The following is an 18543-nucleotide window of genomic DNA, read 5'->3' as shown; positions in this document are numbered from 1 at the left end:
GCCGCCGCCCTTTGCACTCGACCGAGCCGGGCGTGAAGATCCCGGCCACGAAGTAGGACGTGGCCAGCGCGGCAACGGCGAGGCGCAACGGCACGCGGCGCCACGGAGGGCGGCATACGTCAGGCAGGCTGGCGCGGCGAAGTTCGGCGAGGCAAGGCGGAGCGGGAGCGCAACGGCACGCGGCACGCTGGCGTCGGGCAGGCCGGCGGCATGGCGGCAGTGCAACAGGTAGAGCGGCACGGCCACGACGGATGTCGCAGAGCGCACAGGGAGGCGTATGCCGCCACGACGTCAGGTGCGGAAGTTCCGCGGACGCGGCCGGCTCTCCGCACCCCTCCCGCTCCCGCGATCACCCGCAGCCGCAGCAGCCGCCAAGGCTTCCCAGGGCTGCCCGCAACCGCGTGGGAGCGGCCGGCGACGGGCCGTGCCGTCGCCCTGCGCCGGCACGCTACGGCCTGTCCCCCGTGTAGACGCCCATCGCCCGGAACCTCAGCCCCGGCTCCTTGTACTCCTCCATCGCGTGCGCGATCCACCCCACGATCCGCGCGATCGCGAAGATCGCCTCCCCCGCGTCCGGCCGCATCTTGAACATCAGCCCGAACTGGGCGAGCGCCAGGTCGACGTTCGGGAACGTCTTCCTCTGGGTCGCGATCACCTTGTCCGCCACCAGGTCGCCGTGGCTGCGCAGCAACGCGAACAGGTGGTCGGCTCGTGGGTCTCGGGCCTGGTAGACGCGGTGGCCGAAGCCCGGGATCGGCACTCCCGAGCGCAGGTGCTCGGCCACGGCGCCCATCGGATCGGACTCGGCCTGGGCGAGGAAGCGGTGCGCGGTCGTCGTGGCGGTGCCGTGCTTCTGGCCCTCCATGGCGCCGAGGCCCGCGGACACGACGGCGTACGGGTGGGCGTGGGCCGAGGCTGCCACTCTGGCTGCCATCGTGGAGATCGCCAGGTCGTGGTCGGCCAGCAGGATCAGGGCGGCGTTCAGCAGGTCCGTCTGCGGTGGCTCCGCCGAGAGGCGGGCCCACAGGCGGTCGGCTATGTCGGTGCCCTGCGGGCGGCCGACCATGGGCAGGGATTCGACCACGTCGGCGATGAGGGCCTTGGCCGTGGTGACGCCCCGGTCCAGATCGAACCGCAGCGGGTCGCCGGCGCCGGCGAGGGCCACGGCGACGCGGACCCTGTCGGTCAGGGTGGCGCTCTCGGGGAGGGCCATCCAGATCTCCTGGCCCTCGGGGAACTGCAGGTCCGTCGAGTCGATCTCGGTCCACAGCCAGTGCGCCACATCCTCGAAGCGCCTGGTGCTCGAGAGCGCGGGCACGGAGCGGCCCCGGTAGTAGAGGTGGTCGTTCTCCAGCAACGAGATGCGGGTGCGGATGCAATCGGTCACAGCGGCCACTGAGCCGCGTGCACCAGTGCGTTGCGCCAAGGCTTCCACCTCCGCGACTCCGAACATGCTGGAGCGGTTGACCTTCGTGCTGGTCAGGAGCCCGCGACTGACGTACGAGTACACCGTCGCCGGCTTCACGCCCAGACGACGGGCAGCTTGATTCGTCGTCAACATTGATTCCATCAACGTTGACTGTACAAGACAGGTTGACGGACCCTCTTGTCCATGTTGATTGATGCACCCAAAGGGCTTAAAGACGTCGTCGTCACCACGACCCTGATCGGGGACGTGAACGGTGCCGCGGGCTACTACCACTACCGCGAGCACGACGCGATCGAGCTGGCCAGGACGCGGTCGTTCGAGGATGTGTGGTTCCTCTTCGTCGAGGGCCGTCTGCCGGATCCCGAGGAGGCCGCGCGGTTCGCTCAGGAGACCGCCGGGCTGCGGGAACTGCCGCCGGCCGTCAAGGAGGTGCTGCCCGCCATCGCGCGGTCGGGATGCACGGCGTTGGCCGGCCTGCGGACCGCACTGTCGATGTTGCCGTCGCAGCCGATGTGGGACGCGCCGATGAGCATCCGCAAGGCGGACGCGCTCAAGGTCAGCGCGATGACGCCGACGATCCTGGCGGCACTGCACCGGATCAAGCTCGGGCTTGATCCGATCGATCCCAGGATTGATCTGTCAACGTCGGCCAACTGGCTGTACATGTTGACTGGACAAGAGCCGTCGACGTGGACGAGTCGTGCCGTCGAGCAGTACTTGATCGCCACGATCGACCATGGGTTCAACGCGTCGACGTTCACCGCACGCGTGGTCGCGTCGGCGGGAGCCGATGTCGTGTCGGCGGTGACTGCGGCGATCGGGACGTTCTCCGGGCCGTTGCACGGCGGCGCGCCGGACAGGGCGCTGGAGGCGCTCGACCTGATCGGGTCGCCGGACAACATCGACGCCTGGGTCCGGGAGCGCATCGAGCGGGGCGACCGGATCATGGGCTTCGGTCACGCCGTCTACAAGACCGAGGACCCCAGGGCGCGCCTGCTCAGGGAGATCGCGCAGGAACGGCCGACCGGCCTCACGGACTTCGCGGTCACCGTCGAGCGGAGGGTCACGGAGCTGCTGGCCGAGCTCAAGCCCGGCCGGCAGCTGTACGCGAACGTGGAGTTCTACGCCGGCGTGGTGATGGAGCAGTGCGGGATCCCGCGCGAGATGTTCACGCCGACGTTCGCGTGCAGCCGGGTGATCGGGTGGTGTGCCAACGCGCTCGAGCAGTCCGAGGACACGAAGATCATCCGCCCGGTCGCCCGCTACACCGGCCCCCAGCCGAAGATCACCCGGTCGCACACCGTCAGGTGAGGTAGCGGAGGTCGTTGCGAACTCGGATGCGGTCACGGTCGTTGACGTCGGAGGAGCCTGCCAGGCCGGCGGTGCGGTCACGGTGCCGGTCGAGCCAGACGGAGATGCCTGCTACCACCAGGACGATCGCTGCAAGAGTCATGTCAGTAAGTTTGCGACCGGCTATATCCCGCCAACAGTGGCAGATCTGACGTGGCGCGCTAAAATCCTGCCATGCTGCGATCGGTGGCGGTACCCCTCATCGACGGTGTCGCGCCGTTCGAGTTCGGCCTGCTCTGCGAGGTGTTCGGCATCGACCGGACCGAGGAGGGCGTGCCGCTGATCGACTTCCGCGTGTGCGGCGAGCTCCCGAACCAGCCGGTGACCACGAGCATCCGCGGCGTGAGCATCACACCCGAGCATGGGTTCGACGCGCTGCAGAGCGTCGACCTCGTCGCACTTCCCGCCGCGCGCGTCCGCGAGGAGTACCCGGAGAAGCTCGTCAAGGCGCTCCAGGAGACCAGCGCGACGCTGCTCAGCGTGTGCAGCGGGGCCTTCATCCTCGGTGCGGCCGGGCTGCTCGACGACAGGCGCTGCACCACGCACTGGCACGAGGTGCGGCAGTTCAAGGAGCGCTTCCCGAAGGCCCAGCTCGACCCGGACGTGCTCTTCGTCGACGACGGCAACGTCATCACGAGCGCCGGCACGGCCGCGGGCATCGACGCGTGCCTGCACCTGGTCCGCAGGGAGCTCGGAACCAAGGTCGCGAACACCATCGCGCGCAGGATGGTCGTGGCACCGCAGCGCGACGGGGGTCAGCGGCAGTTCGTGGAGCTCCCGATCCCGGAGTGCAGCTCGGACAGCCTCGAACCGGTGCTGGAGAGGGTGCTCGCCACGATCGCGGACAACCACACGGTGGCGTCCATGGCGAAGCTCGCCGTCATGTCCGAGCGGACGTTCGCGCGCCGGTTCGCCGCGGAGACCGGCACCACCCCGAACAAGTGGCTGTCACTCCAACGGGTGCTTCACGCGCGCAGGCTGCTCGAGGAGTCAGACCTCGACGTCGACGCCGTCGCCACGAGGTCGGGCTTCGGGACAGCCGCCCTCCTCCGGCACCACTTCCACCGCGTCGTCGGCATCGCACCGAGCGACTACCGCCGCGCATTCTCCTGTCGTTAAGCGGGTGAAGATCTTCTCGGAGATCTCCCGCAGCGCCTCGACCTCGCTGTCGTCGAGCAGGTCGAACACCAGCTTGTGCACCGTCTCGGCGTGCGCTGGCGCGGCCGCCTCGATCGCGGACCGACCCAGGTCCGTCAGCACGACGAACGACCCACGCCCGTCGCTGCCACAGCTCTCCCGACGCACCAGGCCGCGCTTCTCCATCCGTGCGACGTGATGTGAGATACGGCTTTTCTCCCAGTTCAACGACCGTGCGAGCTCCAACACGCGCACGCGCTCCTCACGCGTGTCGGTGAGCTGCACCAGCACAGCGAAGTCGGCCATCGAGATCTCGGAGTCGGCCGACATCTGCCTGCTCAGATGCGCATTCAGCTCCCCCTGCATGCGGACGTAGGCACGCCACGCACGCTGCTGTTCAGGTTCCAACCATCGTGTCACCAGACCAGCATACGGGAATAGTTGACACATCATCCACGTTCCGGCAAAGTGGATGACACTTCAACCAGATCGAGCAACCGAAGGACTGACCACCATGACCACGGCCACCAACCTCACCGAACTGACCGGCGACTACGTCATCGACCCGTCGCACTCCCGCATCGGCTTCGTCGCCCGCCACGCGATGGTCACCAAGGTTCGTGGTGCGTTCAACGAGTTCGACGGCAAGATCACGGTCGACGGTGACAAGCCGGAGAACACCACCGCCGAGGTCGTCATCAAGGCCGCGAGCATCGACACCCGCAACGCGCAGCGCGACGGTCACCTGACCACCAACGAGTTCCTCGACGTCGAGACCTACCCGGAGATCAAGTTCGTCTCGACCTCCGCGAAGCAGATCGACGACGACAACTTCGAGATCTCCGGTGACCTCACCATCAAGGACGTCACCAAGAACATCACCATCCCGTTCGCCTTCGAGGGCGTGGCCGTCGACCCGTTCGGCAACACCCGCGTGGGCTTCGAGGGCTCGCACACCATCAACCGCAAGGACTACGGCGTCAGCTGGAACGCCGCCCTCGAGGCCGGCGGTGTCCTGGTGAGCGAGAAGGTCGTGCTCGAGTTCGAGATCTCGGCGATCAAGCAGGCCTGACCCAGGCCGTTTCCACCGCGGATGTCCGGGCACTTTCCCAGTGGCCCGGACTTCCGCGTTTCCGGGGCTCGTGAAAGACGCCCGATCGTCGTAGCGGGGCACGTGCTGTTGGTCCTCTCGTGCCGGGCTCCTTGGGTTACCGTGGCCTCCATGGCGACGCGTGTGTTCCTCGTCGACGACCACGAGATCGTCCGCCGCGGCATCGCGGACCTGCTCGGCGAGGAGTCCGACCTCGAGGTGGTCGGCGACGCCGCGTCGGTCACGGAGGCCCTGGCGAAGGTGCCGGGTGCCCAGGCCGACGTGGCGGTGCTCGACATCAGGCTGCCCGACGGCAACGGCATCGAGCTGTGCCGCGAGCTGCGCAGCCGGCTGCCCGGTCTGCAGTGCCTGATGCTCACGAGCTTCGCGGACGACGAGGCCCTGTTCGACGCGATCATGGCGGGCGCGTCCGGTTTCGTGCTCAAGCAGATCCTGGGCGCCGACCTGGTCAACGCCGTCCGCACCGTCGCGGCGGGACAGTCCCTTCTGGACGCCCGCACGACGTCGGCCCTGCTGAACAGGATCCGCCGCGAGCGGGAGGAGGGCGACCCGCTGCGCATACTCAGCGAGCAGGAGCGCACGGTGCTCGAGCTCATCGGCGAGGGCCTGACGAACCGGCAGATCGCCGAGCGCATGTTCCTCGCCGAGAAGACGGTCAAGAACTACGTCTCGCACCTGCTGGCGAAGCTCGGCATGCAGCGCCGCACGCAGGCCGCCGTGTTCGCGTCGCAGTTCCGCAAGGACGGCGAAAGGCCCCGCTAGTGGTGTGACCGGGACGTTGCCGGGCGAGTTCGCGGTCAGACGGGCGCATCGTGGTGCAGCCCCCACGTTCTCATACCAGAGTCGTATAGGGGCGTGGGGTCAGTGCCGCGAGGTGGCCTGCTGAGCGTGAATACGCCCTCCAACGGGCCGGGCCGCGCCACTAAAGCGGTACCCGCCACACGACGCACGCACCGCCTCCCTCGGCCGCGCTCACCGCGAGCGAGCCGCCGAACTTCGACGCGCGGTGAGCGAGGTTGCGCAGGCCGCTGCGCGAGGCGTCGTCCTGGATGCCGATCCCGTTGTCCTGCACGGTGATCACGACGTCCTCGCCGGCGTCGATCAGCACCGTGAGCTCGGTCGCCCGCGCGTGCCGCACGGCGTTCGTGACGGCCTCGCGCACCACGGCCTCGACGTGTTCGGCGAGCTCGGGCGGCACCGAGTTGTCGACGGTGCCGGACATGCGGACGGACGGCTTGAGGTGCGTGGCCTCGGTCAGGCCCGCCACCAGGTCGAGCAGGCGGCGGCGCAACGACGTGTTGTCCGTCGAATGCAGGTCGAAGATGGACGTGCGGATCTCGCGGACCGTCTCGTCCAGCTGCTCGACGGCGGTGCGCAGGCGTGCGGCCACCTCGGGGTCGGCGATCCGGCGCATGGTCGCCTGCAGCGTCAGGCCGGTGACGAAGAGCCGCTGGATGACGTGGTCGTGCAGGTCGCGGGCGATGCGGTCGCGGTCCTCCAGCACGTCGAGCAGCCGCTGTGAGCGTTGCTGCTCGGCGAACTCCAGCGCGACGGCCGCCTGGTCGGCGAACGACGCCAGCACCGGCACCTGGTCGGGCAGGAACTTCGTCTCGCCCGCCCTGCGCAGCACGACGAGCACGCCCGTGACGACCGGGCCGGAGCGCAGCGGCACGGCCAGCGCGGGACCGAACGCCGAGTGCAGGTCGTCCACCAACAGCGGGACGCCGGAGCGGACCACCTCGTCGACGGCGTAGTCGTGCGCGTCGAAGTCGCCGATCTTCACGCCCGCGTTCGCCGCCACCGACAACGGCGTGTGCCGCCCGTCGCCGAGCACCACCAGCGCGGAGTCGGCGCCGGCCAGCTCCAGGGTCCGCTGGGTGATCAGGCGCAGCGCGTACTCACCGGACGCGCCCCCGAGCAGCTCGGAGTTGACCTCGCCGATGGCCTCCAGCCACCGCTCGCGCAGGCGGGACCGCTCGAACAGCCGGGCGTTCTCGATGGCGATGCCGGCTGCGGCCGCGAGCGCCTGCAGCACGGCCTCGTCGTCCGCGGTGAACTCGGCGGCGTCGATCTTCTCGGTCATGTAGAGGTTGCCGAACACCTCGTCGCGCACGCGCACGGGCACGCCCAGGAAGCTGTGCATCGGCGGGTGGTTGGGCGGGAAGCCGACCGACATCTCGTGCCCGGCCAGGTCCCGCAGCCGCAACGGGGTCGGGTCCTTGATGAGCAGCCCGAGCAGGCCCTTGCCCTCGGGCAGGTGGCCCATCTTCTGGCGGGTCGCCTGGTTGATGCCCACGTGCAGGAACTCGGACAGGTCGTCACGGGTGCCGAGCACACCGAGCGCCCCGTAGCGGGCGCCGACGAGGTCGACCGCGGCCTGGACGATGCGCAGCAGCGTCGGCTCGAGCTCCAGCCCGGAGGCGACGGCGAGGACGGCGCCGAGCAACTCCTGCATGTGGTCGCGGGTGGTCACGATCTCGTCCATGCGGTCACGCACCTCGTCGAGCAGCTCTTCGAGGTCGCGGCGACCGGGCGAGTCAGGCACGACGACTAGATTCGCACACTTTCCGCCCACCGCACGGCCCTGACAAAAGGGGACCTTCGACCGTGGCAGGCCAGTCCCCACGGCCGGACAGTGTCACCATGACGATCGCCGTGCCCAGCTCACTTGGACTCGCGGGTGAGGAGGTGCGCGGCGTCCTGGCGCTCGCGAGAGCCGCCGCTCCCGGGATCCGGTTCGAGGTGCGCCCCGAGCAGATCGAGCTGCACACCACCGCCCCGCACAGCAGGGAGACGCGGATCGCCTGCGGTGTCGCGCTGCTCAACCTCCGGCTGGCGCTGCAGTGCCAGGGCATCCGTCCGCTCGTGACGCTGCTGCCCGGCCAGAGCGCCGCCGACGCCGCCGCGGCCGTGCGGCTCGGCGGCTACCAGGAGCCGGATCCGGACGCGCTGGCGTTGCTGCACTCGTTGCGCACGCACCGTCGCACGTGGACGACGTTCCCCAAACCGGCTTGGTGGCGCGGGCTGCTGTCGCGGGCCTCCGAGGTGGAACGGGCCTGGCTGCACGTGAGGAACGGCACCGACCTGGTGCTGTGCACGTTCAGCCAGGGGGCCGCGGCGGAGATCCGCGCGGGACAGGCGTTGCAGCGCGTCGTGCTCACGGCCGCGACGGCGGGGATATCGGTCGCCCTGGAGCCGGTGAGCCTGTCCGCGTTGCGCGTGGAACTCCGCCAGCACCTCGGCGACACGCTGGTGCCGCAGATGGTCCTGCGGCTCGGCTGAGCTCCACACAGGACCGCTAGCGCGACATCACCGCCCTCCACAGCAGCCTCGCCAGCTCCGGGTGGCAGATGTCGTTGTGGGCACCCGCGATGCCGTCGATGCGGCGGATCACGGACGTGCAGTCGACGTTGTGCACCTGTCCCCTGGTCAGCTCACCGGGTGAGCCGATGCTGTGGCCGTGGGCATAGGTGCCCTGCACGCCGTGCGAGCCGAGACCGCCGTACTTCGGGTACGCGTCGAGGTCGACCTGGCGGCCCGACCGCGCGGCCAGCGGGTAGAACCGGCCGATCGCGTAGTCGTGCGACGACGTGGTCACGATGATCGGGCCCGGCACGCGGCCGAGCACTCCCCGGAAGTAGCCGGAGCCCGGCTCGCCGGGCAGACGTTCCGCGAACGACCACAGCGACATCGCGCCCTGCACGAGGGTCAGCGTCGCGGCGGGCACGACGTTCGCCATCGCGGTCGCCGTGATGCAGCCGAAGCTGTGGCCCATCAGGTGGATGCGGGCGTTCGGGGCGGCCTGGGCGACTTCACGGGCGACGCGCGCGGCACCGCTCTCGCCGAACACCCTCGCGCGCCGTTTCATCTTCCAGAACGTCAGGATCCTCAGCGGTGACAGGATGCCGCCCAGCGCCGGGTCCTCCAGGCACGCCCGGTAGAGCTCCGCGGCGTCGAACGCCGACCCGTCCTCGCCCGGCAGGTCGGGAACCGAGCTCTCCAGGTAGTCGTAGGCCTGTTTGACCGCCGGGGACATCCGGCACGGGTGCTCCCGCGCCGCCTCCACGATCGTGCGGACGGCGGCCGTGCGCCCGGCACCTCCGCCGAGCCGGCTCGCCTGCGCCTTGATGAACTCGTCGGACCGCACGTCCTCGTCGCCCCAGGCCTTCGACGGCCAGTGCAGGCCGACGAGCAACGCCTTGAAGCCGCCAGGAAGCCGGTGCGCCGCCTCGCGTTCGGCGTGGCAGCCTGCCATCGTCGCGATCCACTGCCCGTACTGGTGGCGGGCGGCCGGTACGTCGCCGTTCCACCCGTGGATGAAGAAGAACACATCGGTGACGCCGCGACGGGCGTCGTACAGGACGTCCGCGCTCTCGCGCCCCCGCTCGTCACCGGTCTCGTCGAAGCAGACGAGGTGATAGCTGATGTCGTGGCCTGGCACGGTTTCTCGGGACATCGCGGATCACCACCACACACGAAATGCGCCTCTGTTCCCGGGTTATCGGATCGGTGGCGGCTCATGTGTAGGCCCTGCGATCAGGAAAACCCGTTCGGACCAGGCGATTCACCCCCGATTGCGCCGGTAGTGGCGCGCGGCGCGGACCCTGTTGCCGCACGACGGCGAACACCATTCACGGCGCGGGTGATCCTTCACGAAGTACAGCACGCACCCCGGCGCGTAGCAGGCGCGCAACAGGACGCGGTCCTCGCCGGCGAACAGGTCCACCGCCTCGGCTGCGATCGACGCGCGCTCCCTGTCCGCGAGCGATCCTTCGCTCTCGTTGTGCCGCAACAGCTCTCCGTCGGCCACGACCAGCTGCGGCCAGTGCCTCGCGCTCCTCGCCGCGCGGTTGACCTCGGCCACCGCGCGTTCCAGGTCACGACCTTGCGCGATCTCACGCGTGTCCTCGGTGAGCACACCCGCGAGGTCTCTCAAGGCCTGCCGGAGGGCGCGGAACGCCACGAGGTCGTCCTCGTCCGCCGGAACCCCCAGGAAGTCGCGGAGCCCACCGACCGTGGTCAGGTCGTCGTGCACCTGCGACCTGTTGGCCCAGACGGTGTTCATCAGCAGGACCGGACGGGGCTCGTCGGGCGTCAGCACGTCTAACGGTAACACAGGCTTGCATCCGTTAGTCTTCCGTTCTAACGTTTACAGCGTCACCCAACCGTTGGAAGGATCCGCCGTGACGCTAGTGCCCCCGTTCGACGCGGAGACCGCCCGCCTCAAGGTCCAAGCCGCCCAGGACGCCTGGAACACGCGCGATCCGCAGCGCGTCGCCGGCGCCTACACGCCGGACTCGGTGTGGCGCAACAGGTCCGAGTTCGTCCGCGGCACCGGCGAGATCGTCGCGTTCCTGACCCGCAAGTGGGAGCGCGAGCACGAGTACGTGCTGCGCAAGTCGCTGTGGGCCTTCGGCGACGACCGCATCGCCGTGCGCTTCCAGTACGAGTGGCACGACGACGAGGGCCAGTGGTGGCGCAGCTACGGCAACGAGAACTGGGAGTTCGCGCCGTCCGGCCTGATGTCGCGGCGTGAGGCGAGCATCAACGACGTGAAGATCGCTTCCGGCGACCGCCGCATCGATCCCGCGTCGACCTACGAGATCCCGACGGAGTGATGACGTGCACGTCGAGGCGTTGTGGCGATATCCGGTGAAGTCGCTGGGCGGCGAACCACTGCAGGAGGCCGAGTTCACCCCGGACGGCGTGGCGGGTGACCGGCTGGTGCACGTGCGGGGGCCGCGCGGCGTCCTGACCGGTCGCACCCGATACGGGCTGCTCACGATCCCCGCGACCACCGGCCCCGACGGCCCGCTGGTGGACGGACATCCGTGGGACAGCTGGCAGGCGCACGAGAAGGTGCTGCCGTACGGCGGCCGGTTGACCCGCTACGCCGGGCCGGAGCGGTTCGACGTGCTCAACGTCCTCGTCGCCACGGACGGCCAGGTCGCGGCGGCCGGGGTCGACGTGCGGCGGTTGCGGCCCAACATCCTGATCGGCGGTGTGGAGGCCGGCGTCGAGGACTCCTGGCCCGGACATGCGCTGGTGGTCGGTGACGTGGTGATCGGGATGCTGCAGAAGCGGGCTCGGTGCGTCGTGACGACGATCGATCCGGACACGGGCGCGCAGGACCTGGACGTGCACCGGCGGATCCGGCACGAGTTCGGCGGTGTGCTGTGCCTCGACAGCTGGGTGATCCGGCCGGGGGTGGTGGAGGTCGGCGACGCGGTGGAGGTGGTGCCGACCGACGAGCTGCCCGGCCACGTGGGCGGGTGGATCGTCGGCCGGCCTTACGCCGTCTAGACGTTGCGGCGGTACTGCCCGCCCACCTCGAAGAACGCCTCCGTGATCTGTCCAAGCGTGCACACGCGCGCGGCGTCCATCAGCACCGCGAACACGTTCTCGTTCGTTCGCGCGACCTCACGCAACCGCGTCAACGCCTTCTCGGCCTCGTCGCGGTGAGCGGCCTGGAACGCACGCGTGCGCGCGACCTGCGACTCCTTCTCCTCCTCGGTGGCGCGTGCGAGCTCGATCTTCACGACCTCGCGCGTGCCGTCCTCCGGCAGGAAGGTGTTGACGCCGACCAACGGCAGCGAGCCGTCGTGCTTGCGCTGTTCGTAGAGCATCGACTCGTCCTGGATGCGACCGCGCTGGTAGCCCGTCTCCATCGCGCCGAGCACGCCGCCGCGTTCGGAGATGCGGTCGAACTCCATCAGCACCGCCTCCTCGACGAGGTCGGTCAGCTCGTCGATGACGAACGAACCCTGCAGCGGGTTCTCGTTGGCGGAGAGGCCCCATTCCTTGTTGATGATCATCTGGATGGCCATCGCGCGGCGGACGGACGACTCCGTCGGAGTGGTGATCGCCTCGTCGTAGGCGTTGGTGTGCAAGGAGTTGCAGTTGTCGTACAGGGCGCACAACGCCTGCAGGGTGGTGCGGATGTCGTTGAAGTCCATCTCCTGCGCGTGCAGCGAACGGCCCGAGGTCTGCACGTGGTACTTGAACTTCTGCGAACGCTCCGAGGCGCCGTAGCGGTCGCGCATGGCCACGGCCCAGATCCGCCGTGCGACGCGGCCGATGACGCTGTACTCGGCGTCCATGCCGTTGGAGAAGAAGAACGACAGGTTCGGCGCGAAGTCGTCGATGTCCATGCCGCGCGCCAGGTACGACTCGACGTAGGTGAAGCCGTTGGCGAGCGTGAAGGCGAGCTGGCTGATGGGGTTCGCCCCGGCCTCGGCGATGTGGTAGCCGGAGATCGACACCGAGTAGAAGTTGCGCACCTGCTGCTGGATGAACCACTCCTGGATGTCCGCCATCATGCGCAGCGAGAACTCCGTGGAGAAGATGCAGGTGTTCTGGCCCTGGTCCTCCTTGAGGATGTCGGCCTGGACGGTGCCGCGGACGTTGGCCAGCGCGAACGCGCGCAGCCTCGCGTACTCGTCGGCGGACGGCTCGCGGGCCTCGTCGGCCTGGAACTTCTCCACCTGCTGGTCGATCACGGTGTTCAGGAAGTAGGCGAGGATCGTGGGCGCCGGGCCGTTGATCGTCATCGACACGGACGTGGTCGGCGCGACGAGGTCGAAGCCGTCGTAGAGCGCCTTCATGTCGTCGAGCGACGCGATCGAGACGCCGGAGGTGCCGATCTTGCCGTAGACGTCCGGCGGGGTGTCGGGGTCGCGGCCGTAGAGCGTCACCGAGTCGAACGCCGTCGACAGGCGCGTGGCCGGGTTGCCCTTCGACAGGTACTTGAAGCGGCGGTTGGTGCGGAACGCGTCGCCCTCGCCCGCGAACATGCGCGCCGGGTCCTCGCCCTCGCGCTTGAACGGGAAGACGCCGGCGGCGTACGGGAAGAAGCCCGGCAGGTTCTCCTTGCGCAGGAACCGCAGCAGCGAGCCCTCGTCGTCGTGGCGAGGCAGGCTCACCCGGCGGACCTGGTTGCCCGACAACGTCTCCCGCGTCAGCCTGGTGCGGATCTCCTTGTCCCGGACCTTGAACACGAGCTCGTCGCCGGAGTACTGCTCGACGGTCGCCGGCCACGCCCGGAGCAGGTCCGAGGCCTCGCGGTCGATCCTGCGCTCGGCTTCGGAAGCCAGCTCGGCGATGTCCGCGACGCCCTTGCCCGCGGTCTCCAGGGCCTTCTGCGCCGCCGTGAGCTGGGTGTGGGTGCGGACCGCGGCGACCTGCTCCTCGGTCTTGCGGTGGTAGCCCCGCACGGTGTCGGAGATGTCGCTGAGGTAGCGGGCGCGGGAGGCGGGCACGACCGTGGACGCCGACGTGGACGTCTTGCCGTCGACGATCGGGAGAGAGCCCTCCTCCACGTGCAGGCCGTGTTCCTTCAGACCTTCGCGCAGGAACTGGTAGAGCGCGGTGACGCCGTCGTCGTTGAACGTCGCGGCGGACGTGCCGAAGACCGGCATGTCCTCCCACCGGGCGCCGAACGCCTCACGGTTGCGCACCAGCTGCCGTGCCACGTCCCTGCGCGCGTCCTCGGCGCCGCGGCGCTCGAACTTGTTGATCGCGACGGCGTCGGCGTAGTCGAGCATGTCGATCTTCTCCAGCTGCGACGCGGCACCGAACTCCGGCGTCATCACGTACAGCGAGAAGTCGACGAACGGCACGATCGCCGCGTCGCCCTGACCGATGCCGGGCGTCTCGACGATGACCAGGTCCGCACCGGACGCCTTGCACGCCACGATGGCCTGCTCCAGCCCGTCCGGGATCTCGCTGCCCGCACGGCGCGTGGCCAGCGAACGGAAGAACACGCGGTCGCCGTCGAGGCAGTTCATGCGGATGCGGTCACCGAGCAGCGCGCCACCACCACGGCGGCGCGTCGGGTCGACGGCGAGCACGGCGATGCGCAGCTTGTCCTGCTGGTCGAGCCGGAAGCGGCGCACGAGCTCGTCGGTGAGCGATGACTTGCCGGAGCCACCGGTGCCCGTGATGCCCAGGACCGGGACCTTGCGGGTGGTCTCCAGCGGTGCGGCCGTACCGGCCTCGATGTGGGTGATCGCGCGCGCCAGGGCGTCGTCCGCCCCCGTCAGCAGCGCGTCGTGGCTGAACGGCTCGGTGAGCGCGTGGTCGCACTCCTCGATCATCAGGTTGATCATCCTGGCCAGGCCGAGCGACTGCCCGTCCTGCGGCGAGAAGATCCGCGCGACGCCGCGCGAGTGCAGCAGCTCGATCTCCTCGGGCACGATGACGCCGCCACCGCCGCCGTAGACGCGGATGTGCCCGGCGCCGCGCTCGTCCAGCAGCTCCACGAGGTACGAGAAGTACTCGACGTGGCCGCCCTGGTAGGCGCTGATGGCGATGCCCTGCGCGTCCTCCTGGATCGCGGCGTCGACGACCTCCGCCACCGACCGGTTGTGGCCGAGGTGGATGACCTCCGCACCCTGCGACTGCAGGATGCGCCGCATGATGTTGATCGCCGCGTCGTGGCCGTCGAAGAGGCTGGACGCGGTCACAAAGCGCACCGGGTTCACCGGCCTGTGCAGAGTGGTCGCCATGAGAATAGTTTGACTTCCTACTATTGGACGTGCAACCGAGGGTGGTCCAGGTCTCTGGATCGAGCAGGAAGGCGGCTCTGCGTCGAGGTTCGGGTGGACGGGTGGAGTTCCGGTGGACAGCGGGCCGACCCCTCATGCGGCCCGCTGCCGCACCCGTCACGCCAGAGCGTGCCCGACCAGGTCTACAGAGCGGGCGTGTTGTCCGGTAACCCGGAGCCGGGCCGGAAAACCGCCCGTGGACTACCCGGCCACGCACAAAACCCAGCTCAAGGCCTCGGACACACCGGCGTGTGCGGAAGCTCCGGCACGTAGGTGTGCCACTCGCGTTCGGTGAGCGGATCCCCCGCCCCACCGCACACGGCGGCGATCACGGCGTCGGCATCGGTCCGGAACGCGCGGAGGGTCCGATCGCCGCCCCCGGTCAGCAGCAGGTCGCCCGAAGGCCGGAACACCGCGGTGTTGACCGGCGACCCCGCGGCCGAGAGCACCGCGGTCCGCGTCGCGTTCGCGGGGTCGGCGACGTTCCACAACCAGGTCGAGCCGTCGATGACGGCGGCGGCGAGCACGTCGCCGCGCGGGTGGAAGGACAGCTCGAAGATGCGTCCGGTGGGCCCGTCGAGCGGGTGTCCGATCCGGCGGGGCGCGGCCAGGTCGCGCACGTCCCACAGCACCACGACGCTGTCGACGCCGCCGACGGCCAGCACGGTGCCCGCCGGGTTGAAGGTGGCGCTGTAGGCGTAGCTCTCCAGGCCTTCCAGCCGCCCCGACAGCCGTGGCGTGCCGGTCACGTCGAACAGGTACACGATGCTGTCCCCGCTCGCCGCGGCCAGGACCTTGCCGGACGGGTGCCAGTCCAGGTCCAGCACGAGGTCCGCGGGTGCGTCGAGCACGGCGGCGAGGCGCGGCCGCGGGAGGTCGGCGAGGTGCCAGAGCCGCACCGCCGAGTCGCGGCCCGCCGCGGCGAGCATCGTGCCGTCCGGGCTGAACGCCACCGCCGTCACCTCGTCCCGGGAGCCGCCCAGCCGTGCCAGCAGGTGCGGGTGGGCGGGATCGGCGACGTCGAGCAGGTGGACCTCGCCGCCGGTCGTCCCGGCGGCGAGCAGGGTGCCGCCGCCGGAGAGGTCACCGGCGCCGCTGAACGTGGCTCCGGTCGCGGTCAGCCCGGTGACCAGCGGTTTCATCACGGCCGAGGTGTCCCAGACCGACGCGCCGCCCTCAGCGAAGACCGCCAGGCGCGTGCCGTCGTCGCTGAAGGGCGTGTCGCCGATCGGCGCGTCCGCCCGCCGCGTCAGGGACATCGGCCAGACCCGCAGGGCGCCGTCGCTCGCCGCGGAGGCGATGGACGCGCCGTTGTCGGTGAAGGTGGCCCAGCTGACCACGTCGGGGTGCGGCAGCGTCTGCAGCGTCGCCCAGGTGGTGGCGTCGAGCACGCGGATCGTGGAGTCCGCGCTGCCCGCGACCAGGTACCGGCCGTCCGGGCTGAACGCGGTCGTGGTGATCTTGAGGTCGAACAGGGCCGTGGGCCGCTTGAGCGGTTCGGGCGTCCGCGGTGAGGAGATGTCCCACGACTGGAGCGAGCGGTCGTGCGCACCGGCCACGAGCGTGCGACCGTCCGGGGAGATCGACACGGCGGGCACCGGTCCCCCGCCCGCGTTCAGCACCGCCAGTTCGGTCCCGCCGTCGTTCCACAGGTGGACGGTGCCCGCCTCGGTTCCGAACGCCACCAGCCCGCCGGTGCCGTAGGTGACCGTCTTGGTCGTGGAGGGCGCGAGCAGAGGCGGCAACGGCTTCGGGTTCGCCGGGTCACCGATGCCCCACCGCAGGATCCTGTCGCCGGACGCCGCCGCGAGCTGCGTGCCGCCGGCGTCGATGTCGAGGCGTTCGACAGGACCGCCGGGAGCACTGAGCGCGCCGGTGAGCGGCATGGCGTTCCACGGGTCGGCGACGTCCCACAGGGTGATGGTCCCGTCCTTGTCGCCGATCGCGAGCATCCGGCCGTCCGGTGACAACGCCAGCGCGTAGACCGCGGCGCTCGCCAGCTGCCTCGGCACGATCCGCCGCGCGCGGCTCAGCCCCGACGGCGTCCTGGTGAACAGCTGCACGGTGCCGTCGGTCGCGTTGCTGACGGCCATCACGGAGCCGTCGGCGGAGGCGTCCAGCGCGGTCGGACCGGCGCCGCCGAGGTAGCGGGCGGGCAGCACCGCGTCCGACGACTCGAGCAGCGCCGACCTGGCCTCGGTGGTCCTGGCGATCCGGTACCCGGCGATCGACAGCTGCGCCGCGAGCCCGGGATCGGTGCCGCGCAGCTTCCCCGCGGTGAGCGCGAGCTGTCGGGACAACGCGTTGTTGCGGGCCTGCAACGCCTCGGTCCTGGCATTGCCGGCCACGACGGCGAGCAGACCGGCGACGATCGCGCAGACGACGGCGAGGGCGGTCACCGTGCGCAGACGCCGGGAGCGCCGCCGGACCGCGGCCTCGGCCCGCCGGACCTGGGCGGTGCTCTCCTCGACGAACGCCCGCTCCTCCCGGCTGAGCCGCACGGGCGCGGTGTCGGACCCGGCGTAGGCGCTCAGCAGCTCCAGCCGCGCACCGGTCGCCAGGGTCGTGGGGTCGTGCCCGTGCTCCGCCCAGATCCTGGTCGCCTCGACGACGGCCCGGTGCACGCGCAACGCGTCGCGGTGGTCGTCGATCCAGCCGCGCAACCGCGGCCAGGCGGTGAGCACCGCCTCGTGCGCGATCTCGACGGTGTCCAGGTCGACGGTGATGAGCCGCGCGCACGCGAGCCGGTTGATCACCACCTCCGCCTCCGGTGCGACGTCCAGCAGTTCGGCGAGGTCCGCCCGGCGGCGGACCGCCGCCCCGGTGCTCTCGTCGAGGGTGAGCAGCCTGAGCAGCAGCTCGGCGGCCAGTCCGTGCACCGCGGGGTCGAGCGCCCCGAACGCGGTCTCCGCCGTGCGCGCCACGGCGGCGTTGATGCCGCCCGCCGCGGTGAACCCGGCCGCGGTCAGCACGTCGCCGCGCCGTCGCCGCCACGTCTCCAGCAGGGCGTGGGAAAGCAACGGCAGCACGCCCGCCTGCCCCTGCGCCTCGTTCACGACCATGACCAGCAGCGCGCGCTCGACCGACAGCCCCACGGACAGGGCGGGCCTGCTCACCGCGGCGCACAGCTCCTCGCGGCCCATCGGCCCCACGAGCACCTGGTTCTCCCGCAGCACGTCGAGGAGGCCGAGGTGCTCGGCGCACCGACCGTAGAAGTCGGCGCGCACCACCAGCACCAGCCGGACCCGGTCCCCCGCCAGCGCCAGCAGGCCGTCGATGAAAGCGGTCCGCTCGTCCGCGTCGCACAGCGTGTAGAGCTCCTCGAACTGGTCGACGACGACCAGCACCTCGCCGTCCGGCAACGCCTCCGCCAGGCTCGCCGGCGGACGGCTGCCGGGGGTGAGGACGACGGACTCCGTCCCGGTGCCGCGCAACGCCGGCAGGACGCCCGCCGCGAGCAGCGAGCTCTTCCCCGCGCCCGACGGCCCGAGGACCACCGTGACGGGATGGGCCGCTATCCGTTCCACGACGTCGGCGACCAGCCGCTCACGCCCGAAGAAAAGATCAGCGTCCTCGGTCCGGAAACTGCTCAGCCCGCAGTACGGCGGCCGGTTTTCACCACCCGCCGAACGCGCGCTCCTGATCTCGGTCGCGGCGAGCGAGGCGATCTGCCATTTCGCCGCCCATTCCTGCTTGTCGCCACCACAGGCCACGGCATACGCGAGAGCCACGTCCAGCGTGGGCAGCCGCCGTCCTCCCGCGGCTTCCGACACGGTCGAGACGGCGTAGCCGCTGCGTTCGGCGAGCTGCCGGTAGGTCGGTTTTCCCGCGCGTTCCCGCAGCTCGCGCAGTTCGGCGGCGAAGTGCTGCACCGCGTCCTGGGCAGCATCCAGCGGTCGTTCCGGTCGAGGCATTTCGACCCCCCACGAGTACGTGCGCCTCATTCCCCTCGCGGGAGACCCTAATCCAGT

At 70.1% G+C, this 18543-nt stretch carries 14 protein-coding genes and 1 pseudogene; 7 read left to right on the top strand and 8 right to left on the bottom strand.

What is annotated here, in order from left to right; translation table 11 throughout:
• Positions 1–448: 448 nt before the first annotated feature.
• The gene (locus VM306_RS36600) at positions 449–1561 is read right to left on the bottom strand and encodes a citrate synthase (protein WP_325523252.1); all 1113 of its coding nucleotides are present in this window, start codon (positions 1559–1561) and stop codon (positions 449–451) included.
• A gap of 51 nt (positions 1562–1612) precedes the next feature.
• Between VM306_RS36600 and VM306_RS36595 the strand changes: the two genes are divergently transcribed.
• Positions 1613–2740, top strand: a complete 1128-nt coding sequence (locus tag VM306_RS36595) for a citrate synthase/methylcitrate synthase (RefSeq protein WP_325523230.1) — start codon at positions 1613–1615, stop codon at positions 2738–2740.
• Here the strand turns inward: VM306_RS36595 and VM306_RS36590 are convergent.
• Entirely contained in the window at positions 2733–2882 is a 150-nt protein-coding gene (locus VM306_RS36590) for a hypothetical protein (protein WP_325523228.1), read from the bottom strand. The two genes, VM306_RS36595 and VM306_RS36590, sit on opposite strands and share 8 nt — an antisense overlap.
• Before the next feature lie 71 nt (positions 2883–2953).
• Here VM306_RS36590 and VM306_RS36585 point away from each other — a divergent pair, with 71 nt between their 5' ends.
• Positions 2954–3898: a GlxA family transcriptional regulator gene (locus VM306_RS36585; protein ID WP_325523226.1), complete on the top strand. Its 945-nt coding sequence runs from the start codon at positions 2954–2956 to the stop codon at positions 3896–3898.
• 135 nt (positions 3899–4033) lie between these two features.
• Here the strand turns inward: VM306_RS36585 and VM306_RS36580 are convergent.
• Positions 4034–4222, bottom strand: a pseudogene (locus tag VM306_RS36580) (MarR family winged helix-turn-helix transcriptional regulator); the annotation flags it as partial.
• Positions 4223–4430: 208 nt separating this feature from the next.
• Between VM306_RS36580 and VM306_RS36575 the strand changes: the two are divergent.
• Both VM306_RS36575 and VM306_RS36570 read left to right on the top strand, forming a co-directional pair.
• A complete protein-coding gene (locus VM306_RS36575; RefSeq protein WP_325523224.1) occupies positions 4431–4988 on the top strand; it encodes a YceI family protein in 558 nt (185 codons plus the stop codon).
• Positions 4989–5138: 150 nt separating this feature from the next.
• Complete coding sequence (locus VM306_RS36570) at positions 5139–5789, top strand: response regulator transcription factor (RefSeq protein WP_325523222.1); 651 nt, start codon at positions 5139–5141, stop codon at positions 5787–5789.
• A 160-nt stretch (positions 5790–5949) separates the two neighbouring features.
• Here VM306_RS36570 and VM306_RS36565 read toward each other — a convergent pair whose 3' ends face one another.
• Positions 5950–7512, bottom strand: a complete 1563-nt coding sequence (locus VM306_RS36565; protein WP_325523250.1) for a GAF domain-containing sensor histidine kinase — start codon at positions 7510–7512, stop codon at positions 5950–5952.
• Between the two features lie 158 nt (positions 7513–7670).
• Between VM306_RS36565 and VM306_RS36560 the strand changes: the two genes are divergently transcribed.
• A complete protein-coding gene (locus VM306_RS36560; protein ID WP_325523220.1) occupies positions 7671–8309 on the top strand; it encodes a hypothetical protein in 639 nt (212 codons plus the stop codon).
• Positions 8310–8325: 16 nt separating this feature from the next.
• Here VM306_RS36560 and VM306_RS36555 read toward each other — a convergent pair whose 3' ends face one another.
• Together VM306_RS36555 and VM306_RS36550 are read right to left on the bottom strand one after the other, a co-directional pair.
• Complete coding sequence (locus VM306_RS36555) at positions 8326–9483, bottom strand: hypothetical protein (protein WP_325523218.1); 1158 nt, start codon at positions 9481–9483, stop codon at positions 8326–8328.
• A 108-nt stretch (positions 9484–9591) separates the two neighbouring features.
• Positions 9592–10143 carry a CGNR zinc finger domain-containing protein gene (locus tag VM306_RS36550; RefSeq protein WP_325523216.1) on the bottom strand — a complete coding sequence of 184 codons (552 nt, stop codon included), beginning with the start codon at positions 10141–10143 and terminating at the stop codon, positions 9592–9594.
• Positions 10144–10210: 67 nt separating this feature from the next.
• On the opposite strand from VM306_RS36550, the gene VM306_RS36545 reads away from it, so the two are divergent.
• Both VM306_RS36545 and VM306_RS36540 read left to right on the top strand, forming a co-directional pair.
• Positions 10211–10645, top strand: a complete 435-nt coding sequence (locus tag VM306_RS36545) for a nuclear transport factor 2 family protein (RefSeq protein WP_325523214.1) — start codon at positions 10211–10213, stop codon at positions 10643–10645.
• A 4-nt stretch (positions 10646–10649) separates the two neighbouring features.
• Complete coding sequence (locus tag VM306_RS36540) at positions 10650–11330, top strand: MOSC domain-containing protein (protein WP_325523212.1); 681 nt, start codon at positions 10650–10652, stop codon at positions 11328–11330.
• On the opposite strand, the gene icmF is transcribed toward VM306_RS36540, so the two are convergent.
• Together icmF and VM306_RS36530 are read right to left on the bottom strand one after the other, a co-directional pair.
• Positions 11327–14533: a fused isobutyryl-CoA mutase/GTPase IcmF gene (gene icmF, locus VM306_RS36535; protein WP_325523210.1), complete on the bottom strand. Its 3207-nt coding sequence runs from the start codon at positions 14531–14533 to the stop codon at positions 11327–11329. The two genes, VM306_RS36540 and icmF, sit on opposite strands and share 4 nt — an antisense overlap.
• Before the next feature lie 266 nt (positions 14534–14799).
• Positions 14800–18486 carry a helix-turn-helix domain-containing protein gene (locus VM306_RS36530; protein WP_325523208.1) on the bottom strand — a complete coding sequence of 1229 codons (3687 nt, stop codon included), beginning with the start codon at positions 18484–18486 and terminating at the stop codon, positions 14800–14802.
• Positions 18487–18543 lie beyond the last annotated feature (57 nt).

It is taken from the genome of Lentzea sp., from assembly GCF_035525475.1.
Lineage (GTDB): Bacteria > Actinomycetota > Actinomycetes > Mycobacteriales > Pseudonocardiaceae > Lentzea.
This window is presented reverse-complemented; position numbering and strand designations above follow the sequence as displayed.